The sequence below is a fragment of the Streptomyces sp. WAC04114 genome (assembly GCF_019733245.1).
Taxonomy (GTDB): Bacteria; Actinomycetota; Actinomycetes; order Streptomycetales; family Streptomycetaceae; genus Streptomyces; species Streptomyces massasporeus_A.
This window is the reverse complement of the sequence record NZ_JAIGQA010000024.1, coordinates 1-25,462: the sequence shown is the minus strand read 5'-3', so window position 1 is coordinate 25,462 and position 25,462 is coordinate 1. Positions and strand designations below refer to the sequence as shown.

Sequence of the window (25,462 nt, the reverse complement as noted above, 5' to 3'; positions counted from 1 at the left end):
GGACGACTACACGGTCGTGTTGCGCACCCGGACCGTCAACTCCTGCACCACAGCCGTGCCGTTCAGTGTCAGGACCGACTCCGGGTGGAACTGCACACCGGCGAACCCCGGCCCTCGCACGGCATGCACCTCCCCGCTCGCGGCCCTGCTGACCTCGACCCCGTGCGCGGCCAGCTCCCGCGCCTCCTCGTCGTCGCAACGCGCCACGAAGCTGTTGTAGAAGCCGACGGTCTCCCGCCGCCCGAACAGCTCGATCTCCGTCTGCGCCCCCTGGTACGGCACGTCCTTGCGCACGATGTCCAGCCCCAGCTCGGCGGCGATCAGCTCGTGCCCGAGGCAGACGCCGAGCACGCCGTGGTTCTCGCCGCGGATCACCTCGGCGGTGAGCGAGCGCAGGAACCGCATCTTCGGATCGGTGAGATCGGCCGGATCCCCTGGCCCCGGGCCGAGCACGACGGGCCCCTCGTGCGCGAGCACCGCCTCCCGGAGCCCGTCCTCGTCGTAACCCCGGACGGACACCTCGAGGCCGCCCGACCGCAGCACGTGCGCGAGCATCGCCGTGAAGGTGTCCTCGGCGTCGACGACCAGGGCGTGCCCGGTGAGCCTCTCGGACCGCTCCTGCATCCGCAGCCAGAAGGGCGCGAGCGACGCCCGGCGTCCGTCGAGCGCGGCACGCACCCGGGGGTCGTCGGCCAGCCGGGGTCGCACGGACTCCTCGCGCGCCCTTCCTGGCCGCACGCCCAGCGCCGCCAGCACCCCCGCCGCCTTGGCGTGCGTCTCGGCCACCTCGCCCGCCGGGTCCGAGCCGCGCACCAGGGTCGCGCCGACCGGCACCCGCAGATGCCCGCCCGCGTCGATGTCGGCGGTGCGGATCAGGATGGGGGAGTCGAGGGTCTGGGACCCGCCCGGGTCCCGGCCGATCAGGGCCAGCGCCCCGGCGTAGTACCCGCGCCCGCCGCTCTCGTGCCGCTCGATCACCCGGCAGGCGTTCTGCACCGGCGAGCCGGTGACGGTCGCGGCGAACATGGTCTCCTTCAGCACCTCCCGCACATCCAGCGAGGACTTCCCGCGCAGCTCGTACTCGGTGTGCGCGAGGTGCGCCATCTCCTTCAGCCGGGGACCGATCACGACGCCGCCCATGTCACCGACGGTGCACATCATCTTGAGCTCCTCGTCGACGACCATCGACAGCTCCTCGATCTCCTTGCCGTCGGCGAGGAAGCCGAGCAGGTGCTCGGGGGTGGGCCCCTCGGCGGGGTAGCGGTAGGTGCCGCTGATCGGGTTCATGACGACCGTGCCGCCGGACATCCGCACATGCACCTCGGGGCTGGCCCCGACCAGCGTGCGGTCCCCGGTGTGCACGACGAACGTCCAGTACGCACCCCGCTCGCCCTCCAGCAGCCGCCGGAACAGCGCCAGCGCGTCGGCCCGCCCGAATCCGGGGATCTCGCCCTCGTAGGTCCGCCGGATCACGAAGTTCGCGCCCTCGCCCCGCCCGATCTCCTCGCGCAGCACGCGTCCGACGATCTCGCCGTACTCCTCGTCGGCGACATCGAAACCGCCGTCCTCGACGCGCACCTCGTGCGCCGGGAGCTGCTCCAGGGCCTCGGCCAGCGAGACCCCGTACGACTCCTCGGGGGTGAGGGCCAGCAGGGGCGTGCCGTCGTCGCGGACGTCGAAGCCGCGCTCACGGATCTGCCGGAAGGGCACCAGGGCGAGGCTCCGGTCGGGCAGGTCGGCGAGCCGGTCGTGCGGGGCGACCGGGCCGACCAGGACCTCGACCAGCTCCTGGTCGTGGCCCGGGGTGCGCCGGCGCAGCAGGGCGAACGGACGGGGGTCGTCCAGCAAGCCGAGCAGGTTCATGGGTCCGTACTCCATCTCGGTGAGAGAGGAACGGACCCCGGGAAACGCCGAAGGCCGCCCCTCGGGCGGCCTTCGCGAAGTCTTGAGTACGCGCAGTCAGCGGGCCGCCGGATGAGCGGTCCACCACCAGGTCTGGGTCGAATGCGCGAACATGCGACGCACCCTACCCCACGTCCGAGGAACGTACGCCGTGTCTCAATTGCTGGGCATGGGTCAGGACGCCCGACACGACCCCGTAATGTTGAGGTCGTGACCGTGAACGCTAAGACCAGCGCGAGTGCTGGCAACACCTGGCGAAACCTGCCCGCGGCGCAGCAGCCCGAGTACCCCGACACCGAGGCTCTGCGCGCAGTCGTTGCGGAGCTGGAGTCGTATCCGCCGCTCGTCTTCGCGGGCGAGTGCGACCAGCTGCGCGCCCGGTTGGCGTCCGTCGCCAAGGGAGAGGCGTTCCTGCTCCAGGGCGGCGACTGCGCCGAGGCCTTCGACGCGGTGTCCGCCGACCACATCCGCAACAAGCTGAAGACGCTGCTCCAGATGGGCGCCGTGCTCACGTACGCCGCGTCCGTGCCGGTGGTGAAGGTCGGCCGGATCGCCGGCCAGTACTCCAAGCCGCGCTCCAAGCCGACCGAGACCCGCGACGGCGTGACGCTGCCGACGTACCGCGGCGACTCCGTCAACGGCTTCGACTTCACCGAGGCCGCGCGCGTCCCGGACCCCGAGCGGCTCAAGCGGATGTACCACGCGTCCGCCTCCACGCTGAACCTGGTGCGCGCCTTCACCACCGGCGGTTACGCGGACCTGCGCCAGGTGCACGCCTGGAACCAGGACTTCGTGAAGTCGTCCCCGTCCGGCCAGCGCTACGAGCAGCTCGCCCGCGAGATCGACCAGGCGCTGAACTTCATGCACGCCTGCGGGGCCGACCCGGAGGAGTTCAAGACGGTCGAGTTCTACGCCTCGCACGAGGCGCTGCTGCTCGACTACGAGTCCGCGCTGACCAGGGTCGATTCGCGCACGGGGCAGCTGTACGACGTCTCCGGGCACATGGTGTGGATCGGTGAGCGCACCCGGCAGCTGGACCACGCGCACATCGAGTTCGCCTCGAAGATCCGCAACCCGATCGGCATCAAGCTGGGTCCGACGACGACGGCCGAGGACGCGCTGCAGTACATCGACCGTCTCGACCCGGACCGCGAGCCGGGCCGGCTGACCTTCATCGTCCGCATGGGCGCCGACAAGGTCCGCGACAAGCTCCCGGAGCTGGTCGAGAAGGTCACCGCCTCCGGTGCCACCGTCGCCTGGATCACCGACCCGATGCACGGCAACACCTACGAGGCGGCCTCCGGGCACAAGACCCGCCGCTTCGACGACGTGCTCGACGAGGTCAAGGGCTTCTTCGAGGTCCACAAGGCCCTCGGCACCCACCCGGGCGGCATCCACGTGGAGCTCACCGGCGACGACGTCACCGAGTGCGTGGGCGGCGGCGACGAGATCTTCGTCGACGACCTGCACCAGCGCTACGAGACGGCCTGCGACCCGCGGCTCAACCGCAGCCAGTCGCTCGACCTGGCGTTCCTCGTGGCCGAGATGTACAGGGACCAGTAACGGGTCCGCCTGTTACCGGAGCATGGACTGGGGCGCGGATCACACGATCCGCGCCCCTGGCCACTTTTGCGCTCCGGACCCGACGGGTAAGGTTAGGTTAGCCTCACCGATCAACGGGGACGGCACATCCGAGAACGACCCGTCGGGAGGTGGACCGCGTGTACGTCTGCAGTTGCTTCGGTATCACCGAGCAGCAGGTCAAGCAGCACGCGGACGGCGGCGCCTGCACCCCCCGCCAGATAGCCTCCGCCTGCAAGGCGGGCACCGACTGCGGGTCCTGTGTGCGCCGCATCCAGGCGATCCTGGGCAGGGGAGCCTGCCCTCGCCGTGACCTGGCCGACCAGGGCCGGCCGGTGCTCTCGGACCTCGAAGACGCCGCCTGACCCCGGCTAGCTCGGCTGCTCGATCTGCTGCGCGATGTACAGCGCCTCACCGAGCTTGTCGATCAGCTCCAGCTGCGTGTCCAGATAGTCGATGTGGTGCTCCTCGTCCTCGAGGATCGACTCGAAGAGGTTCGCGGACGTGATGTCGCCCTTGGTGCGCATCACCTCGATGCCGCGCTTGAGCCGGTCGATCGCCTCGACCTCGACCTGCCGGTCCGCCTGGAACATCTCGGTGACCGTCTGGCCGACCCGTACGTGGAAAAGTCGCTGGTAGTTCGGCAGGCCGTCCAGCATGAGGATGCGCTCGGTGATCTTGTCCGCGTGCTTCATCTCATCGATGGACTCTTCACGCGTGTACTTGGCGAGCTTGGTCCAGCCGTTGTTGTCCTGGATCCGGTAGTGCAGCCAGTACTGGTTGACCGCCGTCAGCTCGCCGGTCAACTGCTCGTTGAGGAATTCGAGGACCTCGGGGTCGCCCTGCATCGCAGAGGCTCCTTCCGCGCGGGGGAACTGGCAGGTTGCGCCGCATGATTCCACTGGTGAAGAAGATCGTCCAGTAAGTCTCCACTTAGTAAGTAAGGGCATGCTTAGTCGAGTTTGTCCCATTTCGGAGTGGGCCCGGTCAGGGGCATCACCCGGGGTCTGTCAGGATGGAGTCATGGGTCAGCCGCTGGAACACGAATCGGGAGAAGGGCGCGATCCAGCAGGAGCGACGCAGCCCGACCTGCCCCCGGGACAGCGGTTGCAACGCGGCTGGCCGGTCACGCACTACGGCCCCGTCCCCAAGTTCCGGCCCGAGCGCTGGGAGTTCCGGGTCTTCGGCGCCACCGCCGACGGCGGCAAGCACTGCTGGACCCACGAGGAGTTCACGGCCCTGCCCCACACCACCGTCGTGGCCGATCTGCACTGCGTCACGAAGTTCAGCATGCTGGGCGCCGAGTGGGGTGGCATCCCCGCGCGCACGCTCCTCGACCTCGCCCCGCCCGCGGACGACGTCACCCATGTGATGGTGTGGGCCGAGTACGGATTCAGCTCCAACCTCCGGCTGTCCGACTTCGCCGGCGAGCAGGTCCTCTTCGCCACCCACAAGGACGGCGAGCTGCTCACCGCCGAGCACGGTTTCCCGCTGCGCCTGATCGTTCCCCACCTCTACGCCTGGAAGGGCCCCAAGTGGGTGCGCGGCGTGGAGTACATGACCGCCGACCGGCGTGGGTTCTGGGAGGAACGGGGCTACCACAACATCGGCGACCCCTGGCAGGAGCAGCGCTACTCCTACCAGGAGCTGCCCGGGGACGGCCCCGACCTCTGACGGCTCTGCCGTCGCTGACGGTCTCAGCCGTCGCGCAGCTTCTTCAGCCGTTCCACGTCGGCCGCGTGCCCCTGCTTGCCGCCCGGCGTCTCGATGATCAGCGGCACGCCCTCGGTCGCCGGGTGCGTCATCAGGGCCCGGAACGGGTCCTCGCCGATGTGGCCGACGCCGATGTTCTCGTGCCGGTCCTTGTGGGCGCCGACCACGTCCTTGGAGTCGTTGGCGTGGATCAGCTTCAGCCGGCCCTCGCCGACCGTGTCCACCAGCAGGTCCAGCGTCCGGTGCATGCCGGCGGGGCCGGTCAGGTCGTGCCCGGCCGCGAAGATGTGGCAGGTGTCCAGGCACACGCCGAGCATCGGGTGGGCGTCCAGCGCCTCGAAGTACGGGCCGAAGTCCCACGTCTGCGAGCACAGCGAGGCTCCCTGGCCCGCGGTCGACTCCAGCAGCAGGAACGGGTCGTCGTCGTGGGTCAGCTCGTCCAGCAGCGGCAGCAGGTGTTCCCGTACCTGCTTCAACGCCACCGACCGCTCCCGGCCGCCGGTCGCGCTGCCGGTGTGCACGACCACGCCCAGCGCGCCGATCTCCCGCCCGCGCCGCAGCGAGTGCCGCAGCGACTCCACCGACCGCTCCACGGTCGCCTCGGTGTGCGAGCCGAAGTTGATGAGGTAGGGAGCGTGCACATAGGCCGGGACCGACTCGGCCGCGCACGCCGCGCGGAACGCCTCGTCCTGCTTGGGGTTTCCGGTCGGCGTGGCCCAGCCGCGCGGGTTGGCCACGAAGACCTGGACGGCCTCCGCCTTGAGGTCACGGGCGTACGACAGGCCTACGGAATGGAGCCCACCGGCCACGGGGACATGGCCGCCCACCGGGTTGCGGGAGGCGCCGGACAGCTGACTGTTCACCCGTTCAGGGTGTCATGCGTCCGGCCCTGCTCCGTCCACGGGCTCCCGCCCGCCGTCGTCACCTGATCTTGATGGTGATCGTCGAGCCCTTGGGCGCGCTCTGGCCACCCTCGACGGACTGGCTCTTGACCTCGTCGCCGAAGATGCCGAACAGCCCGCGGTCCTCGTCGACCTCGAACCCGGCGCCCTCCAGCGCCTGCCGGGCGTCGTCGACGCTGTCGCCGACCACGTCCGGGACCTCGATCATCTCGGGGCCCTTGGACAGCGTCAGCGTCACGGTGTCGCCCTCGGCCGCGGGGCCGCCGGACGCCGGCGACTGGCGGACGACCTGGCCCTTGTCGTACTCGGAGGAGGTGACCCGCTCGGTGGCGATCTTCACCTTCAGGCCGGCCTCCGTCAGCTCGGACCTCGCGTCGGCCTCGTCCGAGCCGGTGACGTCGGGGATGTCGATGCGGGCGCCCTTGCTGACGACCAGCGCGACACCCGTGCCCGCGCGCACCTTCGTGCCGTCCGCCGGGCGGGCGGTGATCACCGAGCCGCGCGGCACGTCCTCGCTGAACTCCCGGGTGATCATGCCCGGCTCCAGCCCGTCCTCCTTCAGCAGGCCGCGCGCCTTGTCCAGCTTCTGGCCGGCCAGGGCGGGCACCCGCACGGTCTCTGGGCCGTCGGAGACGGTGATGCCCACCGCGTCGTTGCCGCGGATGCGCGTCCCGGCCTTGGGGTCGGTGCTGATGATCTGGCCGCGCTCGACGGTGTCGCTGTAGGCGTGCTTCACCTTGCCGAGCTCGAGACCGGCGTCCTGCAGCCGGTCCTCGGCCTGCTCCTGGGTCTTCGCCAGCAGCGGGGGGACCTCGGTGAACTGGCCGGAGTTGATGTACCAGATGCCGGCGCCGAGGCCGAGCACGAGCAGGACGGCGACGACGATCGCCGCCGGGCCGCGCCGGGAGCCCGGGCGGCGCCGGGCCGGCGGGGGCGGCGGCGGGGACGCGAGGCGGCTGGTGCGGTTGAGGGCGGCCCCGGAGGCTTCGTCGTCCTCGTCGACCGGCAGCGGGCGCGGGGTGGTCAGGGCACGCGGGAGCACGGTCGTCCGGTCGTCGCCGTTGTCGTGGTCCACGGCGAGCGCCTGCGGCGGCATCGCGTCCAGCTGGTCCTCGCTCAGCCGGCCGCGTCCGTCACGGACCTGCGCGAGCAGCGCCACCGCGTCGTAGGGGCGGACAGCCGGGGTGCGGGCCGTCGCCGAGGCCACCATCTCGTCCAGCTCGTACGCCATGCCGGGCACGGCGGCCGAGGGCGGGGGCACGTCCTCGTGCAGGTGCTTGTAGAGGATCACGGCGGGTGAGTCCCCGTCGTGCGGCTTGTCCCCGGTCAGCATCTCGTACAGCATCACGCCGCACGCGTACACGTCGACGCGGGGATCGGCGGTGCCGTCCTCTATCTGCTCCGGCGCGAGGTACGAGACCGTGCCGAGGACGGTGCCGGTGGTGTTCGTCACCGTGTCCACGGCCCGGACGAGCCCGAAGTCGGCGACCTTCACCCGGCCGTCGTCCCCTATCAGGACGTTCTCGGGCTTCATGTCGCGGTGCACGAACCCGGCGCGGTGCGCGGCGCCCAGCGCGGCCAGCACCGGCTCCAGGATGTCCAGCGCGGCGCGCGGCTGCAGGGCCCCGCGCTCGCGCAGCACGTCGCGCAGGGTGCAGCCCGCCACGTACTCCATCGCCAGGTACACGTACGAACCGTCGGTGCCCTGGTCGAAGACCTGCACCACGTTCGGGTGGGCCAGCCGGGCCACGGACTTCGCCTCGCGGATGAACCGCTCGACGAACGAGGCGTCGACCGCGAGCGCGGGGTGCATCACCTTGAGCGCGAGGACCCGGTCGAGCCGGGTGTCCACGGCCCGGTAGACCGTGGCCATCCCGCCGACCGCGATCCGCGAATCGATGCGATACCGGCCGTCGAGCACCTGCCCGACCAAGGGGTCCTGAAGGGTCGTGTCCACGCAGGCGAGTGTACGAGCCGACACCGACAGCTCTCCCGCCCCGCCCGATTTCGGGGCGCGACTGCAGCCGACCTGTGACGTGTGGACGGGCCCCTACTGGAAAGCGGGCCGCTCCGGGTCCAGGGCGGCCATTCCCTCCGTCGGCGACGACGCCTCCGCGAAGTGCCGCCGGGGAATACGCCCGGCCCGATAGGCCAGCCGCCCCGCCTCCACGGCATGCCGCATCGCGTCGGCCATCAGCACCGGCTCCTGCGCCCGCGTCACCGCCGAGGCGAGCATCACACCCGCGCACCCCAGCTCCATCGCCAGCGCCGCGTCCGAGGCCGTACCCGCGCCCGCGTCGAGGATCACCGGCACGCGCGCGTGCTCCACGATCAGCTGGAAGTTGTGGGGGTTGCGGATCCCCAGGCCGGAGCCGATCGGCGACCCCAGCGGCATGATCGCAGCGCAGCCCACGTCCTCCAGCCTCCGGGCCAGCACCGGGTCGTCGTTGGTGTACGGCAGCACCGTGAACCCGTCGTCGACCAGGGTCTCGGCCGCCTCCAGTGTCTCGATCGGGTCCGGCAGCAGCGTGCGCTCGTCGGCGATGACCTCCAGCTTGACCAGGTCGGTGCCGAGGGCCTCGCGCGCCAGACGGGCCGTGAGGACGGCCTCGCCGGCGGTGAAGCAGCCCGCCGTGTTGGGCAGCACCCGGATACCGAGCCGGTCGAGGACGGACAGCACCGAGCCGTGCACCGAGGCGTTCACCCGGCGCATCGCGACGGTCGTCAGCTCCGTCCCCGAGGCGACGAGCGACCGCTCCAGCACATCCAGGCTGGGCGCTCCGCCCGTGCCCATGATCAGACGGGAGCTGAACGACGTACCACCGAGGGAGAACGGATCGTCGGCCATGGTCAGCCTCCTTGGACGGCGGTGAGGACTTCCACGCGGTCTCCCTCGGCCAGGGGCGTGGCGGGCCACTGCGTGCGCGGGACGACGGTCTCGTTGAGGGCGGCGGCCACGCCCGAGGGCGAGGCGGTGAGCGACCTCACGACGGTGTCGAGAGCCGTGCCGGGCCGGACGTCCCGGGGCTCCCCGTTGACGGAGATGTTCATGCGGGCTGCTCCGAGAGTGCGGTGGCGGGACTGAAGCGCTTCGGCGTGAAGGGGCGCGCCTCCTCGGGGAGTTCGCCCGTCGCCAGGACGTGCGCCATGGCGTCGCCGGTCACGGGTGTGAGCAGGACGCCGTTGCGGTAGTGGCCGGTGGCCAGCAGCAGCCCTTCCAGACCGGTCGGGCCCAGCAGCGGCGCGTTGTCGGGTGAGCCGGGCCGCAGCCCGGCCCGGGTCTCGGTGAGCGGCAGCTCGGTGATGCCCGGGACCAGTTCGTGCGCGTCCCGCAGCAGCTCGTACACGCCGCCCGCGGTCACGGTGGTGTCCCAGCCCAGCTCCTCGCTGGTCGCCCCGACGACGAGCTCGCCGCTCGCGCGCGGCACCAGGTAGACGTGGCTGCCGCGCACCACCGCGCGCACGGTCCGGTTCAGGAACGGCCCGTGCCGCCGCGGCATGGTCAGCCGCAGGACCTGCCCCTTCACCGGCCGCACGGGAGGCAGCACGTCCTGCGGAACGCCCGCGAGCCGCCCGCTGAGGCTGCCCCCAGCGAGCACCACCTGCCCGGCTGCCACCGCGCTCCCGTCGGCCAGGACGACACCCGTGGCCCGGTCCCGGACGACGGTCAGCCGCTCCGCCCACGTCCGGTGGAAGACCACGCCGGCCCGCTCGCACGCGGCGACCAGCGCCCCGGCCAGCCGCCGCGGGTCGATCTGGTGATCGCCGTCGACCCGCAGCCCGCCGCGCACGCCCGGCGCGAGCATCGGCTCCAGGCGTCGGCACTCGCGGCCCGACAGCCACTGCGACTCCAGCCCCGACTGCTGCTGCAGGGCGTGCAGTTCGCGCAGGTGGGCCCGGTCGTCGGCGTCCAGGGCCACGGCGAGCGTGCCGCAGCGGCGGTAGCCGAGGTCCTGGCCGGTCAGCTCGGTGAGCTCGGCGGCGAAGTCCGGGTAGCGGCGGGCCGAGACGAGGTTCAGGCCGAGCAGGGTCTGCTCGCCGTAGTGCAGTTCCGTGACGGCGGCCAGCATGCCGGCCGCCACCTGTGCGGCTCCGCCGCCGGGCTCGGGGTCCACGACGGCGGTGGTGAACCCGCGTTGCGCGGACCGCCAGGCCGTGACCAGGCCGATGATCCCGCCCCCGATGACGAGGACGTCCGACGGTGCGGACGTGGACGTAGGCGACATGGGCGTCCAGCCCCTCCCTTCGCCGGCATGACCCGGATCAGGTTCGTACGGTCGGAGGCCGCCAGCCTCCCTCTCAGCCCGGTGCGTCCGGGCTCCCGCGAGTGCTTTACGTTGGCCACCCTAGCCCGATGCCGTATCCCGCAGTAAGGGAGCCTCCGACCATGGCCCGATCCCTCGACGGTCTCGTCCTCGCCCCGGTCGCCGACCAGGCACCCGGTCAGGTGGGCACCCGCACCCGCTTCACCTACCACGAGCGGCAGGGCGAGATCTGGGCCGAGTACACGGGCGGCGACGTCGTACGCGGGCATCTCGTGGGTACCCGGAAGGGTGACCGGCTGGACTTCCGGTACGTCCAGCTCAAGCGGGACGGCACCACGTCCTCGGGGCACTGCGTCTCGACGGTCGTGGAGCTGCCCGACGGGCGGGTGCGGCTGGAGGAGACCTGGGAGTGGGAGTCCCAGCGGGGTGAGGGCACGAGCGTTGTGGAGCAGGTCACGGCGCATGAGCACTGACTGACAATTCGTCAGGTGTCTATGGTGATCAGGTGAGCGAGCAGACGCAGCAACCAGGTTCGTCCGCGCCGCGGCGCGTCGTCGTGGCGGGCGCGGGCATGGCCGGGGTGCAGACCGCCGTCGCCCTGCGCGAGCAGGGTTTCGCCGGGGACGTGATCCTGATCGGCGCCGAGCCCCACCAGCCCTACGACCGGCCCCCGTTGTCCAAGGCCGTCCTGCTCGGCAAGTCCGAGGGCTCCGCCTTCGACGTCGACTTCGAAGCCCTCGGCATCGAACTGCGGCTCGGCTGCGAGGTACTGGGCCTGCGCCCCGCCGCCCACGAGCTCGACACCGAGGACGGGCCCGTGCCCTACGACGTCCTGGTCGTGGCGACCGGCGCCGAACCGGTCCGGCTGCCGGGCGCGGAGGGCGTGCCCGGCGTGCACCTGCTGCGCACCCTGGACGACGCCGAGCGGCTGCGGCCGGTGCTGGCCCGCCGGCACGACATCGTGGTCGTCGGCGCGGGCTGGATCGGCGCGGAGTTCGCCACGGCCGCGCGCGAGGCGGGCTGCGCGGTGACCGTCCTCGAGGCCGCCGAACGGCCCCTCGCCGGGGCACTGCCCGCCGAGGTCGCCGCCCCGATGGCCGGCTGGTACGCCGACGCGGGCGCGGTCCTGCGGACGCACGCGCGCGTGGCGCACGTCGAGCCCGGCGCCGTTCTCCTCGACGACGGCTCGCGACTGCCCGCGGACGCGGTCGTCGTCGGCATCGGCGCCCGTCCCGCGACGGCCTGGCTGGCGGGCTCCGGGGTCGAGCTGGGCGCCCATCGCGAGATCGTGGCCGACGAGCACCTGCGCTCCAGCGCTGTGGACGTGTACGCGGTCGGCGACTGCGCCTCGTTCCCCTCCGGGCGCTACGGCGAGCGGCTGCTGGTCCACCACTGGGACAACGCCCTCCAGGGGCCGCGCACGGTGGCCCGGAACATTGTCGGCCGGGCCGCGGGGGAGGCGCCGGCGGTGTACGACCCGGTGCCGTACTTCTGGTCCGAGCAGTTCGGGCGGTTCGTCCAGTACGCCGGGCACCACGCGGACGCGGACACCACCCTGTGGCGGGGCGACCCCTCCGGACCGGCCTGGACGGTGTGCTGGCTGCGCGGGGAGCGGCTCGTCGCGCTGCTGGCGGTCGGCAGGCCCCGGGACCTGGCGCAGGGCCGCCGCCTGATCGATTCGGGCGTGCCGATGAACCCGGTGCTGCTGAGGGATCCGGCCAGACCCCTGAAGGCGGCCACGGCGTAGGTGACCGGGCCGTCGCGGGGCCGCGGGGCGGTGCCGACGGGGGGGCGCGGCCGCCCGGCCGGACCGCGCCGACTTCCGACTGTCAGTGGTAAATGGCAGGCTGGATCCCGTGACCGAGATTGACGCAAAGATCGAAGCTCTCGTCCCCGCCTGGCTCACCCTCCCCGACATCGCCGAACAGTTCGGCGTCGAGGTGACACGTGTGCGGCAGCTGGTCAAGGACGGCCAGCTCATCGCCGTACGCCGTGGTGAGAACCGCGCGCTGCACGTCCCTGCCGCCTTCATCGACGGGGACAAGGTCGTCAAGGGCCTGTCCGGGACCCTGACGCTCCTGCGGGACGACGGCTTCACGGACGAAGAGATGCTGGAGTGGCTCTTCACCCCGGACGACAGCCTGCCCGGCACCCCTGCGCAGGCGCTCAGCGAGAATCGCGGCACGGAGGTGAAGCGCCGCGCCCAGGCGCTCGCGGTCTGACCCGGCTGCGACGGGACAACCGTCCGGTGCCGTGTGTGCGGGGCCGGACCTGAACAACCGCCCGACGTGGGGGCCGTGGCCCGTGGGGTCACGGCCCGGGGTGACTCGCGTCCCTTCCGCCCGGGCGTATCCGGGCCCGGGGGCGGGCGTAGGGTGCCCGAGGCGTTCGCGGCAGGACAGGGGCGCTCCGGAACAGGGGCGCTCCCGCACCCGGAAGCCACCGATCCGCGGGCGCGTGCGCACCCGCACGCCACCGACACCCTGGGGGACACGCATGACCGGCACCGCAGCCGCCACCGCTCGGGCCCAGCTCGCCGACGCCCGGGTCTACCTCTGCACCGACACGCGCAAGCGGCAGGGCGACCTCGGGGAGTTCCTCGACGCCGTGCTGTCCGGCGGCGTCGACATCGTGCAGCTGCGGGACAAGGGCATGGAGGCCGGTGAGGAGCTGGAGCACCTGGCCGTCTTCGCCGACGCCTGCGCCCGGCACGGCAAGCTGCTCGCGGTCAACGACCGGGCGGACGTCGCCCACGCCGCCGGCGCCGACGTCCTGCACCTCGGCCAGGGCGACCTCCCGGTCCCCGCGGCCCGCGCGATCCTCGGCGACGACGTCCTGATCGGCCGTTCCACCCACGCCGAGTCCGAGGCCGCCACGGCCGCCGTGCAGCAGGGCGTGGACTACTTCTGCACCGGCCCGTGCTGGCCGACCCCCACCAAGCCCGGCCGCCACGCCCCCGGCCTGGACCTCGTCCGCCACACCGCCGGCCTCGGCACCGACCGCCCCTGGTTCGCCATCGGAGGCATCGACCTCTCCAACCTCGACCAGGTCCTGGCAGCGGGCGCCCGGCGCGTGGTCGTCGTACGGGCGATCACCGAGGCCGACGACCCGGGGGCCGCGGCGGCCGAGTTCGCGAAGCGACTGCGGGGGGCGTAGTTACGACGGTTTGTCCAAGGGATGGACAACAAGCGGACAATCCGGGCAAATGTCGGCCCCCGGTTGGGGGACCGACCACCCCTGGCTAACCTGCCGGTATGGCCCTCGGCACCGCATCCATCAGGTCGGACCACGCCCGCACCGTCCGCGACATGCTCGCGACCGGCAAAACGACCTACTCTTTCGAGTTCTACGCCCCCAAGACCCCGAAGGGCGAGCGGAACCTGTGGAACGCGCTGCGCCGGGTCGAGGCCGTGGCACCCGACTTCGTCTCCGTCACCTACGGCGCGGGCGGTTCCACCCGCGCGGGCACGGTCAAGGCGACCGAGGCGATCGCCTCCGACACCACCCTCACCCCGATCGCCCACCTCACCGCGGTCGACCACTCGGTGGCCGACCTGCGCAACATCATCGGCCAGTACGCCGACGCCGGGATCCGCAACATGCTCGCCCTGCGCGGCGACCCGCCCGGCGACCCGATGGGCGACTGGGTGCCGCACCCCCGGGGCCTGGCCTACGCCGCCGAACTCGTCGAGCTGATCAAGGCCTCCGGCGACTTCTGCGTGGGCGTCGCCGCCTTCCCGGCGATGCACCCGCGCTCCGCCGACTGGGACGCCGACGTCCGCCACTTCGTCGACAAGTGCCGGGCGGGCGCGGACTACGCCATCACGCAGATGTTCTTCCAGCCGGAGGACTACCTCCGGCTGCGCGACCGGGTCTCGGCCGCCGGCTGTGACACCCCGATCATCCCCGAGGTCATGCCGATCGCGAGCGTGAAGACGCTGGAGCGGATCGGGTCGCTCACCAACGCCGCGTTCCCGCCCGCCCTGAAAGAGCGGATCCTCGCGGCACAAGACGATCCGGCCGCTGTACGCTCCATTGGGATCGAATTCGCCACGGAGTTCTGTGCGCGGCTGCTCGCCGAGGGCGTGCCCGGATTGCACTTCATCACGCTCAACAACTCCACCGCGACACTCGAGATCTACGAGAACCTGGGCCTGCACCACTCATCGCAGGCCTAGACCGTTCGCACCGGTATACGACACACTGCGTAACGGCCACTGGGAGAGGGGCGTACATGGGCTGGACGGTCCTCTACATCGCGTTCGGCATCGTCGCGCTGTGGCTGCTGGGCGAGGTGCTGCTGCAGTACAAGGCGCGGCTGCGCTGGCGTCTGCTGGCCTTCGCCGGGTTCCTCGGTGTCGTCGTCGGTGTCCTGATTCCGTCGGTCGTCGTGATCGGACTGGGCGCGGCCGCCTTCGCGGTCGGGCAGACGTACGTCACCCTGTCGTTCCGCAGCGGCTTCGCGTCCGGCTGGGCGATGAACGCGCCCGCGCTGGGCGGCAGCAAGCGCCGCCGCGGTGAGCGGGGCCGCCAGGAGCCGACCCTGGAGGTCTCCGGCCTGGAGGCCGAGGGCGGCTACGACGACGAGGCCGCCGGCGCCTACCGCCGCGACCCTGCCGCCCACCGTCAGGACGACGACTACGACCGCGACGACGTCTTCACCCCCGCCCGCCCCGCCCACGACCCGACGGCCGCCGAGACCACGGCCGTCTACGAGCCGCAGCCCATGCCTGAGGACACCGGCTCCTACGGCGTCTACGGCAACGGGTACCAGGCCGCGGGCCAGCAGCCCCACGACCAGTACGCGACCCAGGCGGCCGACCAGTCGTACTCCTACGACTACTCCGGCTACGGCCAGCAGCAGGGCTACGACGCCACGGGCCAGCAGCAGTACGCCGCCTACTCCGACCCGTACATCGGCTCCTCGAACTACGGCCAGGGCTCCTACGACACCACGTACGGTGACCAGCAGTACTACGGCCAGCAGGGCTACACCCAGGACCAGTACACCGGCACCTACGGCGGCGAGACCCCGCCCGGCGGGGTGTGGGTCCCGCAGCAGCGCAACACCGACGAGTACGGGCAGGAACTGCCGCCGGAGCAGCCGTACCCGTACCAGGGCGGCGGGCAGCAGCCGCAGGGGAACGGCTACGACGAGCAGTACCGTTTCTGAAGCCCGGACCCCCCTGGGGCGGCACGTTCACTGAGAGCCGCGGAACTCCGGCCCCTCCACGATCAGTCCCGCGACCAGCGCGCCCGACATGCCCGCGTGCGGCAGTCCGCCGCCGGGGTGGGTCCAGCCGCCCACGGTGAACAGACCGGGCACCCGCGTGCTGTTGGACGGGTGCAGCAGCCGCCCGCCGGCCGCCGCCAGGGCCGGCACGGGTACCGCCCCGCTCTCTTCGCCCGTCGCGTCCGCGATGTCGGCCGGGGTGCGCACCTCGTGCCACAGGAGCCGGTCGCGCAGGCCGGGGACGGCCCGCTCGGCGACGGTGATCACATGGTCGGTCAGATCGTCGCCGGACCGGTCGAGCCGGGCGGGCACCACCGTCGTCAGGGTGACCGACTCGTGGTCCTCCGGGGCGAGTCGCGGGTCGTCGGGCCGCAGAACCGTGACCGTGGGGTGCGGGTCCCGCGCCGCCGTGCCGAAGAGGGCGTCCAGCTCCGCGTCACGGTCGCGCGCATGGACCACCGTGCGGTGAGCCGTGCCCTCGGGGCGGGCGCCGCGCAGGGCGAGCAGCACCGTCAGCCGGCTGGCCGCGGCGGGCTGCGGCAGCACCTCGCCGTCGCCCCGCAGCGGGGTCCCCTCCGTCAGCCGCTCCAGGACGCCCGGTGCGACACCGGCCACCACGAAGTCCGCCTCCGCGACCGACCCGTCGGCGAGTTCCACCCCCGACGCCCGGCCGTCCTTCTGCCGCACACCGGTGACGTCGGCGCCGAAGTGAAACTCGACCCTGCGCGCCAGGCACCGCTCGTACACCGCCCGCGCCAGCTCGCGCAGGCCGCCGCGCACGTACCAGGTGCCGAAGGCGTGCTCCATGTACGGCAGGACGGCCGCGCTCGCCGGGGTGACCCGGGGGTCCAGGCCATGGCCGAGGGCGTGACTCTCCAGGAGCGCCGTGAGCCGGGCGTCGCGCAGCTCCCAGGCGCCGATCTCGGCGAGGGTGGCGGCCCGGCGGGTGCGCAGCAGCCGCTTGTGGGGCACCGACGGGTAGGGCTCACGCGCGGCCAGCACCTGCCAGTTCGGCCACAGCGGCTCCTCCAGCAGCGGCCGGCGGGTCCGGTCCCAGGCCTCGCGGGCCCGGACCAGGAAGTCGCCCCAGCGCTTCCCGGCGTCCGCGCCCAGCGCCTCGTCCAGGGCGGCCACGACCCCCGCGCGCGAGGCGTTCGGCAGCGACACCTCGGTGCCGTCCGCGAACACGTGCCGCGACGACGGGTCGACCTGGACCAGATCGACACAGGACTCCAGCGGCTCCTTGCCCGTCTTGACGAACAGGTCGCGGTAGACGGCCGGCAGCGGCAGCAGACCGGGGCCCGTGTCGAAGGAGAAGCCCTCGCGCTCGAAGCGGCGCAGCGCACCGCCGTAGGTGTCCGTCCGCTCGTACACCGCCACCCGGTGGCCCGCCACGGCCAGCCGGGCGGCAGCCGTCAGCGCGCCCATGCCTGCGCCGATCACCGCAATCCGTGCCATGCCGGCGACTTTATCGGCCGCCACCGACAACCCCGGCCGGTGGTCTTGCGAGTACGGGCACGGAGGCGAACGTGACCAGGCGGCGGCGGTGCGTCGTGGGGCCCCGTGCGCAGGAGTGAGTACGCCTACCTAGCCGCTGAGTTGAGTACGCGCGCGGATGGGGGACGTCCCGCGCGGACGAGAGAGTGGAGGCACGGAGAGGGGCACGGCTCCGGCACCGGCGACACGGGGCGCCGGAACGGAGCCGGCCCACGATCCGCTCCTTCCGCCGGCGGTGTCGGCGGGAGCGAGGCACGGGGGAAACCGGGGGACGACCGAACGGGGGTCGTGCGGGGGGACGCACGGGGGAGCACGGAAGGCGCCGGTTCGAGGTGGCCCGCGGGGGACGCGGCCACATCGGACCGGCGCTTTCACATGTGCTGCTTTCACATGTGCTGCTTCTACATGTGGGGCGCGGCTCCGCTCAGCGGCAGCCGCTGACCCGCCCCTGCAGGAGCCGGGACAGTGCCGCGTGGACGTCGTCCAGGGAGCGTTCCGCCTGGAAGGACTTCCAGTCGAGAGCGGCCACCAGGACCATGCCGACCAGCGCGGACGCCGTCAGCGGGATGTCGATCTCCTCGCTGAACTCACCGCCCTCGACACCGTCGCGCAGCACGTCCTCCACGACCGCGACGGCCTGCTGCCGGACCACCATCAGCGTGGACTGCCAGGTCCGGTTGGTGCGCCACAGCTCGGCCACGTAGAGCTGGGTGAAGGCCGGATAGCGGTCGATGAAGACCAGCCCCGCCCGGATCATCGCGTCCAGGGCGTCGACCTTGCTGCCGCCCTCCCGCGCGGTGCGGTCGGCCGCTTCCCGCAGGGAGGCGGTCAGCAGACTCACTCCGTGCCGCAGCAGTTCCTCGAAGAGAACGGACTTGCTCGCGAAGTTGTAGTAGACCGTGCCCTTCGCGACCCCCGCACGCTCGGCGATCTCGTCCACGGTGGTGGCGGAGAACCCCTGCTCGGCGATGAGCGTGACGGCTGCCTCGTAGAGCTTTTGCCGGGTGGCCTCGCGGCGCGTGCTGCCGCCCGACGCGGCACTGCTGCTTTCCATGGTCCTGATTGTCACAGGAACCTCTCCAGGGGAGGTGACGGTGGGGCTCACAGGCTCAGCTCCGGGTGCAGCCGGTCCAGCGTCCACACCTGGCGCCGGCGGGCCGCCACGGCGGTCAGCGCGAGCGCGCCCGCGGTGAAGGCCGTCAGCACCACGCACGCGTGCCACACCGGTTCGAGTCCACCGCCGGTGATGAGCCGCCTGAGTGCCTCGACGACGTAGCTCATCGGCAGGAACGGGTGGAGCGCGTTGAAGAACCCGGGGCTGGTCTGGACGGGGTACGTGCCGCCCGCCGAGGTCAGCTGGAGCATCAGCAGCGCGAGGACGAGGATCCGGCCCGCCGCGCCGAAGCGCGCGTTCAGCCACTGCACGATCGCCGCGAAGCACGCCGTCACCAGGAACAGGAAGCCCACGGTCCCGGCCGCCCGCGCCATCTCCAGACCGACCGCCCAGTGCAGCACCGACATCAGCGCCACGGTCTGGAGCACCCCGATCGCCACCACCGGCAGCCAGCCCGCCAGCGCGATCCGCCACGCCGGTGCGCCCGCCCCGAGCGCCCGCCGGTTCATGGGGGCGATCAGCATGTACGCCACCATCGCGCCCACCCACAGGGACAGCGGGATGAAGTACGGGGCGAAGCCGGTGCCGTAGTTGGGAGCCTTGTGCATGTCGTGCGAGGCGAGCCGCACGGGGTCGGCCATGACCTCGGTGCGCCGGTCGCGGTCCTGCTCGTCGTAGTCGGGGATCTTCTCCGCCCCGTCGTGCAGACCGCCGGCGAGCTTGCCGGAGCCGTCGACGAGCTTGTAGATGCCGCCGTTGAGATCGTCCGCGCCCGTCTTCAGCTTGCCGACGCCCTTGTCCAGGTCGACGGCGCCGGTCTTGGCCGTGCCGATCCCCTTGTGCAGCTTCTTCGCACCGGCGGCGACCTCGGCCGCCCCGTCGTTCAGCTTGTTGATCTTCTTGACGGCGTCGGCGAGGTCCTCCGAGAGATGCGGTGCGCGGTCCGCGAGGGCCTGCGACTGCTTCTGGAGGGTGGCGAGGTTCTTGTCGAGCTTGTCCAGGTCGCCGTCCTGGTCCGCGATCAGCGTGTTGAGGTCGTCCGCGATGGTGGTCACGTCGGCGGCGGCGTCCTTGGCCTTCTTCAGGTCGGAGCAGGCCGCGTCGGGCAGGGCGGGGTCGTCGCAGCGCCGGGCGTAGACGTCGGTCAGCGTGCCGGACGCGGCGCGGGCGCCCTTGGCGGCGGTCGGGGCCGTCTTCACCAGGGTGTCCAGGTGCTTGCGGATCAACCCGGAGGAGTCGGCGACCAGTTGGGCGGTGTCACCGATGGTCTTCTCGTTGCCCTTCAGGAAGGGGCCGACCTTGTCGGCGGTGCCGTTGACCCGGTCGGCGAGCTTCTGCGTGCCCTCGGCGACCTGCTTCGAGCCGTCCTCCAGGTCGCCCGCGCCGGTGTGGAGCTTCTTCAGGCCGGTGGAGAGCTTGCCGCTGCCGTCCTTGGCGTCCTTCAGGCCGTCGGCGAGGTCCTTGGACCCCTTCTCGGCCTTGTCGATGCCGCCGTTGAGCCGGTCGGCGCCCTTCGCCGCCTTCACGGTCTTGCCGTGGATGTCGGAGAACGACACGAAGATCTTGTCCAGGAAGGACCGGGACGTCTTCGTGGACGCCGCCTGCCGCACCTCGCCGAAGACCGTCCGGGAGATCTGGCCGACGATGTAGTTGTTCGCGTCGTTCGTGCGCACCTGGAGGGCTCCGGTCTCCGGGGTGTTGCCGGAGCTGGAGGCGATCCGCTCGCTGAAGTCGGCGGGCAGGGTGAGCGACAGGTAGTAGCTGCCGTCCTCGACGCCCCTGCGGGCCTCGTCGGCGCTCACTTCCTGCCAGTCGAAGGTCTTGCTGTCGTGCAGGCCCTTGGTGATGTCGTCGCCCGCCGTGATCTTCTTCCCGTCGGCGGTCGCCCCCTTGTCGGCGTTCACCAGCGCCACCGGGATCTTGTCCAGGCGGCCGTAGGGGTCCCAGAACGACCACAGGTACAGCGCGCCGTACAGCAACGGCAGCACCAGCAGCGCGACGAGCGCGGCGCGCGGCAGCTTCCCCCGCCCGAAGCGGCGCAGCTCAAGCGCGGCCAGTTTCGGTGAACGCACCGGCCTTCTCCTCTCCCCGTTCGGCTTCTTCGGCCTGGTCGGCTTCTTCGGCCTGGTCGGTCTCTTCGGCCCGGTCTGCCTCGTCCTGCGCGGGCGGCTCCTCGCGGCTGTCCGCGGTGGAGACCTTGACGGCGCCCTCGGGAGCCTCGCTGCACACCGCCACGACCGTCGTCCCGGCGTCGGTCAGTGACCTGAGCAGCGCCCAGACCTCCCCGCGTTCACCGTCCGAGAGCTTGAGGTCGGTGTCGTCGATGCCGAGCAGCCGCGGTCCCCCGACGAGGGCGAGCGCCACCGACAGTCGCAGTGCCTCCAGGCGCTCCAGGTCCCGGACGGCCGTGCGCGGCCCCTTGGGCAGTGCCTCGAGGTCGAGCCCGGCGGCTTCGAGCGCGGCCTCCACGCGCCGTTTGGCCTCGGCCGCCCGCTCGCCGGGGGGCCGCAGCAGTCCGCGCAGTGAGGCGCCGAACCGCCGCTGGAGCAGCGCCCGTTCCCGCAGGTGCTCGGCGACGGTCAGCGCCGGGTCGAGGTCGGTGACCCCCGGGACGTGCGCCAGCGCGCTGATGCCGCGCACCGCCGCCATCTGCTTCGGCAGCCGCGCGTCGCCCACGGCGGCCGTGCCCTCCGAGACCTTCATCCGCCCCGTCAGCGCGAGCAGCAGGCACGTACGGCCGGACCCGGACGGGCCCTCGACCGCGATGAGCGCACCCGGCTCGGCGTCGACGGAGATCCCGCGGACCGCCCACCCCCGTGGCCCCTTGATCCCGAGGCCGTCGGCGACGATCCGCACCCCTCCCGCCTGTTCCCCCACGAGTCTCCCCTGAATTTGAACTGACTGGTCAGTGCAAAAACTACTCCGAACCTACGAACGAAGCAAAACGGCAGGTCAGAACGGATTGTCAGTGCCATACCTCACGATGGGTCACATACGGCACTCCGTGACGGGACGTGCCGTCACCCAGACGACAGGAGGTTCGTCATGGCCAGCTATCACGCAGCAGCCGCCCGTCGGCGCCGCGCCACCGGCCCTGCCCCCTCACTGACCGGCCCGGCGAGCGACGTGCACCCCGTACTGCGCCGGGCATCGGCCCCTCCCGCCGCCCTCGACCTGCTCGCCCAGGCCCGCGCGAGCCTCGACGAGGCCACCGCCCTGGAGACGCCCAACGAGCGCTACGCCACGGCCCACCTCGCTGCCCTGCGCACCGCCGCCGCGGTGCTCGCCGCCCGGGGGCGTCCGGAGACCTCCCCCCGGGCCCGGGCCAAGATCCGCAGCGCCTGGGAAGTGCTCCCGGAGATCGCTCCCGAACTGACCGAGTGGAGCGCGCTGTTCGCCTCCGGCGCCCGCCGTCGTGCCCGGGCCGAGGCCGGTATCCAGGACGCGGCCACCGGCCGGGACGCGGACGACCTGATACGGGACGTGGCGATGTTCCTGCGCCTCGTCGAGCGGATGCTGGTCCTCCAGCCGGTCCTTCCGCAGCCCCGCCCGGACCAGGACCGGCCGGAGGACCCCGGCACGGGGAGGGACATGCCGGACGCGGGCTGAGACGTGCGCCGAACGCGGCCCGGCGGCCTGACCCGCGGGGGCTCCCGGGACCCGGGCGGCCTGGCCCGCGGGGGTTCCTGGGACCGGGGCGGTCTGACCCGCGGGGGTTCCTGGGACCGGGCCCGCCTGACCCGCGGGGTAATCCCGGGACCGGGCCCGCCTCACCCGCGCGGCATCCCGGGGCCGGGTCATCCGGACGCCGTGGCCGAGGCAATAGGGTGGGGGACGCCTGAAGTCTTCCCTCCCCGAGGCCGGGGCCGGGGGAGACGCACCATTCGCGCCGCCGTGCAAGAGGCGGTGCCGCGCCGAGGAGTCAACTGCCGTGTCGGACCCGATGCGCCCCCGCGCCGCACTCCGTACCGCCGTGGTCTGGGAGGTCCTCCAGGACGCCCTCGACCGCCGGGTCAAGGCCACGGGTCGGGAGTCGCTGGACGTCCTCGACACCGGAGGCGGCAGCGGCAACTTCGCGGTGCCCGTCGCCCGTCTCGGCCACCGGGTCACCGTCGTCGACCCGAGCCCCAACGCGCTGTTCGCCCTGGAGCGCCGCGCCGCCGAGGCCGGCGTCGCCGACCGGGTCAAGGGCGTCCAGGGCGACGCCCACGGCCTCTTCGACGTGGCCGAGCGCGGTGGCTACGACGTGGTGCTGTGCCACGGCGTCCTGGAGTACGTGGACGACCCGGCAGAAGGCGTCCGCAACGCGGTGGCGGCCTTGCGCGCGGAGGGTGTCCTCAGCCTGCTCGCCGCCGGCCTCGGCGGTGCCGTGCTGGCCCGCGCCCTCGCCGGGCACTTCAAGGAGGCCCGGCAGGCGCTCGACGACCCGAACGGACGATGGGGCGCGGGTGACCCCGTGCCGCGCCGCTTCACGGCCGAGCAGCTCACCGGCTTGGTCGAGGGTGCGGGCCTGCGCGTCGGTGCCGTGCACGGCGTGCGGGTCTTCGCCGACCTCGTGCCCGGCGTCCTCGTGGACACCGAGCCCGGAGCCCTGGACGCGCTGCTGAAGCTGGAGGAGGCCGCGGCCGAGCTCCCCGCGTTCCACTCGGTGGCCACGCAGCTGCACGTGCTGGGTGAGACCGGTGAGGCCGCTGTGCCGGGTGGGGCGGACGAGACCGGTGGGGCTGCCGAGGCCTGAGCCGCTTCGTGAGGTACCGCCGCTGATCAGCGCCTTGGCTGCGCATGGAGTACGCCACAGGCCCCCCGAACGGGGGCGGCGCGCCGTATGATCGAGGGAGACCGTTCCGGCATGACGGGTCGGCCGCCGGGGAATGGAAGCCTCAGCGAGCCGGGACCGGCCATGGCGGGTTCCGGTTGGTCAGTTGGCGCAGAGGGGCGGGTTTCACGGGGGCGATTCCCTGCCTATCCTGAAGAGACCCCCCGGGTCGCCCCCGGCGACTGCACGATGAGGAGGACTCCGTGCCGCTCTCGGAGCACGAGCAGCGCATGCTCGAGCAGATGGAGCGAGCGCTGTACGCCGAAGATCCCAAGTTCGCGACAGCGCTTGAGGGAAGCGGGCTGCGCACGTACACCCGGCGACGGGTCTACCAGGCGGTCGCGGGCTTCCTCGTAGGTATCGCGCTCCTCATGGCTGGAATGGTCGCCAAGCAGGTCTGGCTCAGCGTCGTGGGCTTCCTCGTCATGCTGGGCTGTGCGGTGCTCGCCGTGACCGGCTGGCGCAAGGCCCCCAAGCCGGGCGAACAGGCCGGCGGTGCCGCGGGTCACCAGGCTCGCCGACAGGGTCGGCAGCGCCGCTCGGTAATGGACCGCATCGAGCAGCGCTGGCAGAAGCGCCGCGACGAGCAGGGCGGCCATTAACCCTCCGCGCAGCCTCTCCAGGACTACGTGAACACGTACGTCAGGGGGTGACCACCGATCCGGTGGTCACCCCCTGACGCATGCCCGCGCAGGTCGCGGGCAGCCCTCGCCTGGCCCGGACACAGCAGGGCCGGCCGGTGCGCCCGCACCACCGACCGGCCTCCGCCGCGTGTACCGCTGCCCGCTCAGCCCTGCTGCCCCGATGCCTTCCGCCACGTCGGCCGCAGCGCCGGCGCCCGTTCCCGGACCCTCGTCCACCAGGCCGACGCCGACCACACCACCCGCACGGTGGAGCGGGGAGCCAGCAGCGAGCGGAGCCTCGCCGGACGGCCGGCCGCCGCGCCGAGGCCCGCCGTCGCCCGGCGGACATCGTCCGTGAGACCTGCCACCGGGCGGGGATGCGGTGCGTACAGAACCTGCTCCACCGCGTTCGCCACCCGGTGCACCGAGGCCGCTGCCGTCGCGTCCAGGTTGCCGAGGCGGACGATGCGGGCGGCCGCCTTGCGCGGGGTCTGCGACTCGTCCGGCGTGATGCCGTAGTCCCACGCCGTGTCGGTCAGCTCCTGCCAGACGGCCAGCGTGTGCGGTGCCGCGTCCGCCTCGCCGCGGCCGTGCGCCCCGAGCCGGGCCCTGCGCGTCCGCAGCCGCCACAGCATCGGCGCCAGGGGGAGCGCCAGGACGGCGAGACCGGCGAGGGCCCACACCAGGAACGCGTACCACTTCGGGCCGTCGCCGTCCGAGGGCAGCGCCGCCTGCGGAGACTCGCTCGCGCAACCGCCGTCCAGCTTCTTCTGCTCCGGTGTGCAGGACTCGCGCGCCGAGGGCGCCGCGGAGGGCGCGGTGGACGCCGACTCGGACGGACGCGCCTGGTCGGGCGCCGAGCTGTCGGCGTTGTCGGGCACGGTGTACGACGGGATCGAGCCGCGGTTCGGAGTGGGCTCGAAGCGGGTCCAGCCCACGCCCTCGAAGTACAGCTCGGGCCAGGCGTGCGCGTCCCGCAGCCCCACCGACACCGAGCCGTCCGCCTGCGGGGAACCGGGCGCGAAGCCCACCGCGACGCGGGCCGGTATGCCCAGGGAGCGGGCCATCGCCGCCATCGCGAAGGAGAAGTGCACGCAGAAGCCCTGCTTGTCCTTCAGGAAACGGGCGATCGCCTGCGAGCCGCTGCCGACCTGCACCTGCGTGTCGTACTCGAAGCCGCCGTTCACGGCGAAGAAGTCCTGCAGCTTGACCGCCTGGTCGTACGGGTCGGCGGCGCCCGCGGTGACCTTGCGGGCGGTGCGGCCCACCACCGACGGCAGCGAGTCGGGCAGCTCGGTGAAGTCGCCCTCGACGTCCGCGGGCGGCGGTCCCGCCGAGGCGAGCTGCTCCGCCGTCGGCCGCACGTCCAGGCTCTTGACCTGGTACGTCAGGCCTCGTGTGTTCTGCCCGTGATCGCCGACCAGCGTCATGCCCTGCGGCTCGTACCGCCAGTTGCCGCTGATGCGCACGCCGCTCGGCGGATACGGCATGGGCAGCCAGTCCTGGGCGTACCAGTCGGCTGCCGAGATCGTGGTGTCGATCTCCGTGCGCTCGACGTCAGGGCTGAGGCCGATCGGGTCCGGGAAGGTGCCGTCGGGGACGGCGGTGATGGAGCGCCGGGACGGCTTCCAGGTGGTGCCGTCGAAGTCGTCCAGGGACACGATCCGCAGATACAGGTCCGAGACGTCTTCCATCTTGGTCCGCACGGACAGCACCTGCTGGTCCTCGTCCGCGTTCAGACTGTCCCGCAGCGACACCAGGGGATTCACGGCGGAGATCGTGCCCCCGCCGCCCGGGCCACCGCCCGCGCCCGCCC

25 protein-coding genes and 1 riboswitch are annotated in these 25,462 nt (G+C 72.3%); of the genes, 12 read left to right on the top strand and 13 right to left on the bottom strand.

Features of this window, described 5'->3' with window-relative positions; translation table 11 throughout:
• Positions 1-6 precede the first annotated feature (6 nt).
• Both K4G64_RS09840 and K4G64_RS41360 read right to left on the bottom strand, forming a co-directional pair.
• Positions 7-1,863, bottom strand: coding sequence for an anthranilate synthase family protein (locus tag K4G64_RS09840; protein WP_308122304.1), 1,857 nt, complete (start codon positions 1,861-1,863; stop codon positions 7-9).
• A gap of 96 nt (positions 1,864-1,959) precedes the next feature.
• On the bottom strand, positions 1,960-2,016 hold the full coding sequence (locus tag K4G64_RS41360) for a trp operon leader peptide (protein ID WP_078625594.1): 57 nt from the start codon (positions 2,014-2,016) through the stop codon (positions 1,960-1,962).
• A gap of 96 nt (positions 2,017-2,112) precedes the next feature.
• Between K4G64_RS41360 and K4G64_RS09830 the strand changes: the two genes are divergently transcribed.
• Both K4G64_RS09830 and K4G64_RS09825 read left to right on the top strand, forming a co-directional pair.
• Complete coding sequence (locus K4G64_RS09830) at positions 2,113-3,465, top strand: class II 3-deoxy-7-phosphoheptulonate synthase (RefSeq protein ID WP_221755635.1); 1,353 nt, start codon at positions 2,113-2,115, stop codon at positions 3,463-3,465.
• Between the two features lie 158 nt (positions 3,466-3,623).
• Entirely contained in the window at positions 3,624-3,848 is a 225-nt protein-coding gene (locus K4G64_RS09825) for a bacterioferritin-associated ferredoxin (protein WP_185010252.1), read from the top strand.
• A 6-nt stretch (positions 3,849-3,854) separates the two neighbouring features.
• Here K4G64_RS09825 and bfr read toward each other — a convergent pair whose 3' ends face one another.
• Positions 3,855-4,331 carry a bacterioferritin gene (gene bfr, locus K4G64_RS09820; RefSeq protein WP_221755634.1) on the bottom strand — a complete coding sequence of 159 codons (477 nt, stop codon included), beginning with the start codon at positions 4,329-4,331 and terminating at the stop codon, positions 3,855-3,857.
• A 175-nt stretch (positions 4,332-4,506) separates the two neighbouring features.
• Here bfr and K4G64_RS09815 point away from each other — a divergent pair, with 175 nt between their 5' ends.
• A complete protein-coding gene (locus tag K4G64_RS09815; RefSeq protein ID WP_030848127.1) occupies positions 4,507-5,157 on the top strand; it encodes a sulfite oxidase-like oxidoreductase in 651 nt (216 codons plus the stop codon).
• Positions 5,158-5,180: 23 nt separating this feature from the next.
• Here the strand turns inward: K4G64_RS09815 and K4G64_RS09810 are convergent, their stop codons facing one another.
• The 5 genes from K4G64_RS09810 to thiO all read right to left on the bottom strand — a co-directional run bounded on the left by K4G64_RS09810 (position 5,181) and on the right by thiO (position 10,324).
• Entirely contained in the window at positions 5,181-6,059 is an 879-nt protein-coding gene (locus K4G64_RS09810; RefSeq protein ID WP_221755633.1) for a deoxyribonuclease IV, read from the bottom strand.
• Between the two features lie 58 nt (positions 6,060-6,117).
• Positions 6,118-8,055 (bottom strand): Stk1 family PASTA domain-containing Ser/Thr kinase, encoded by a 1,938-nt coding sequence (gene pknB / locus K4G64_RS09805; protein WP_221755632.1) that lies wholly within the window; start codon positions 8,053-8,055, stop codon positions 6,118-6,120.
• Between the two features lie 93 nt (positions 8,056-8,148).
• A complete protein-coding gene (locus K4G64_RS09800; RefSeq protein WP_221755631.1) occupies positions 8,149-8,946 on the bottom strand; it encodes a thiazole synthase in 798 nt (265 codons plus the stop codon).
• A 2-nt stretch (positions 8,947-8,948) separates the two neighbouring features.
• Positions 8,949-9,149, bottom strand: a complete 201-nt coding sequence (gene thiS, locus K4G64_RS09795) for a sulfur carrier protein ThiS (RefSeq protein WP_189589673.1) — start codon at positions 9,147-9,149, stop codon at positions 8,949-8,951.
• Positions 9,146-10,324, bottom strand: a complete 1,179-nt coding sequence (thiO, locus tag K4G64_RS09790; protein WP_221755630.1) for a glycine oxidase ThiO — start codon at positions 10,322-10,324, stop codon at positions 9,146-9,148. The genes thiS and thiO overlap by 4 nt, the downstream gene beginning before the upstream one ends.
• Positions 10,322-10,433: riboswitch (TPP riboswitch) on the bottom strand. It overlaps the preceding gene by 3 nt.
• A 52-nt stretch (positions 10,434-10,485) precedes the next feature.
• On the opposite strand from thiO, the gene K4G64_RS09785 reads away from it, so the two are divergent.
• From K4G64_RS09785 to K4G64_RS09760, 6 genes are all read left to right on the top strand, one after another.
• The gene (locus tag K4G64_RS09785) at positions 10,486-10,836 is read left to right on the top strand and encodes a hypothetical protein (RefSeq protein WP_185010236.1); all 351 of its coding nucleotides are present in this window, start codon (positions 10,486-10,488) and stop codon (positions 10,834-10,836) included.
• A gap of 32 nt (positions 10,837-10,868) precedes the next feature.
• On the top strand, positions 10,869-12,110 hold the full coding sequence (locus tag K4G64_RS09780; RefSeq protein WP_221755629.1) for an NAD(P)/FAD-dependent oxidoreductase: 1,242 nt from the start codon (positions 10,869-10,871) through the stop codon (positions 12,108-12,110).
• 109 nt (positions 12,111-12,219) lie between these two features.
• Entirely contained in the window at positions 12,220-12,585 is a 366-nt protein-coding gene (locus tag K4G64_RS09775) for an Rv2175c family DNA-binding protein (RefSeq protein ID WP_221755628.1), read from the top strand.
• Positions 12,586-12,859: 274 nt separating this feature from the next.
• Entirely contained in the window at positions 12,860-13,519 is a 660-nt protein-coding gene (thiE, locus tag K4G64_RS09770) for a thiamine phosphate synthase (protein WP_221755627.1), read from the top strand.
• A gap of 98 nt (positions 13,520-13,617) precedes the next feature.
• Complete coding sequence (metF, locus tag K4G64_RS09765; RefSeq protein ID WP_221755626.1) at positions 13,618-14,541, top strand: methylenetetrahydrofolate reductase [NAD(P)H]; 924 nt, start codon at positions 13,618-13,620, stop codon at positions 14,539-14,541.
• 56 nt (positions 14,542-14,597) lie between these two features.
• Entirely contained in the window at positions 14,598-15,536 is a 939-nt protein-coding gene (locus tag K4G64_RS09760; protein ID WP_221755625.1) for a hypothetical protein, read from the top strand.
• 27 nt (positions 15,537-15,563) lie between these two features.
• On the opposite strand, the gene K4G64_RS09755 is transcribed toward K4G64_RS09760, so the two are convergent.
• From K4G64_RS09755 to K4G64_RS09740, 4 genes are all read right to left on the bottom strand, one after another.
• On the bottom strand, positions 15,564-17,054 hold the full coding sequence (locus K4G64_RS09755) for an NAD(P)/FAD-dependent oxidoreductase (protein WP_221755624.1): 1,491 nt from the start codon (positions 17,052-17,054) through the stop codon (positions 15,564-15,566).
• Positions 17,055-17,517: 463 nt separating this feature from the next.
• A complete protein-coding gene (locus tag K4G64_RS09750) occupies positions 17,518-18,147 on the bottom strand; it encodes a TetR/AcrR family transcriptional regulator (RefSeq protein WP_221755623.1) in 630 nt (209 codons plus the stop codon).
• A gap of 47 nt (positions 18,148-18,194) precedes the next feature.
• Complete coding sequence (locus K4G64_RS09745; RefSeq protein ID WP_221755622.1) at positions 18,195-20,279, bottom strand: YhgE/Pip domain-containing protein; 2,085 nt, start codon at positions 20,277-20,279, stop codon at positions 18,195-18,197.
• Entirely contained in the window at positions 20,251-21,084 is an 834-nt protein-coding gene (locus K4G64_RS09740) for an ATP-binding cassette domain-containing protein (RefSeq protein ID WP_308122303.1), read from the bottom strand. The genes K4G64_RS09745 and K4G64_RS09740 overlap by 29 nt, the downstream gene beginning before the upstream one ends.
• Positions 21,085-21,252: 168 nt before the next feature.
• Between K4G64_RS09740 and K4G64_RS09735 the strand changes: the two genes are divergently transcribed.
• From K4G64_RS09735 to K4G64_RS09725, 3 genes are all read left to right on the top strand, one after another.
• Entirely contained in the window at positions 21,253-21,816 is a 564-nt protein-coding gene (locus K4G64_RS09735; RefSeq protein ID WP_221755621.1) for an SAV_6107 family HEPN domain-containing protein, read from the top strand.
• Between the two features lie 322 nt (positions 21,817-22,138).
• Complete coding sequence (locus tag K4G64_RS09730; RefSeq protein ID WP_221755620.1) at positions 22,139-22,945, top strand: methyltransferase; 807 nt, start codon at positions 22,139-22,141, stop codon at positions 22,943-22,945.
• 281 nt (positions 22,946-23,226) lie between these two features.
• Positions 23,227-23,625: a DUF3040 domain-containing protein gene (locus K4G64_RS09725; protein ID WP_190898107.1), complete on the top strand. Its 399-nt coding sequence runs from the start codon at positions 23,227-23,229 to the stop codon at positions 23,623-23,625.
• A gap of 185 nt (positions 23,626-23,810) precedes the next feature.
• Here K4G64_RS09725 and K4G64_RS09720 read toward each other — a convergent pair.
• On the bottom strand, positions 23,811-25,462 hold a 1,652-nt coding region (locus tag K4G64_RS09720; protein ID WP_221755619.1), incomplete at its 5' end, for a DUF3488 and transglutaminase-like domain-containing protein.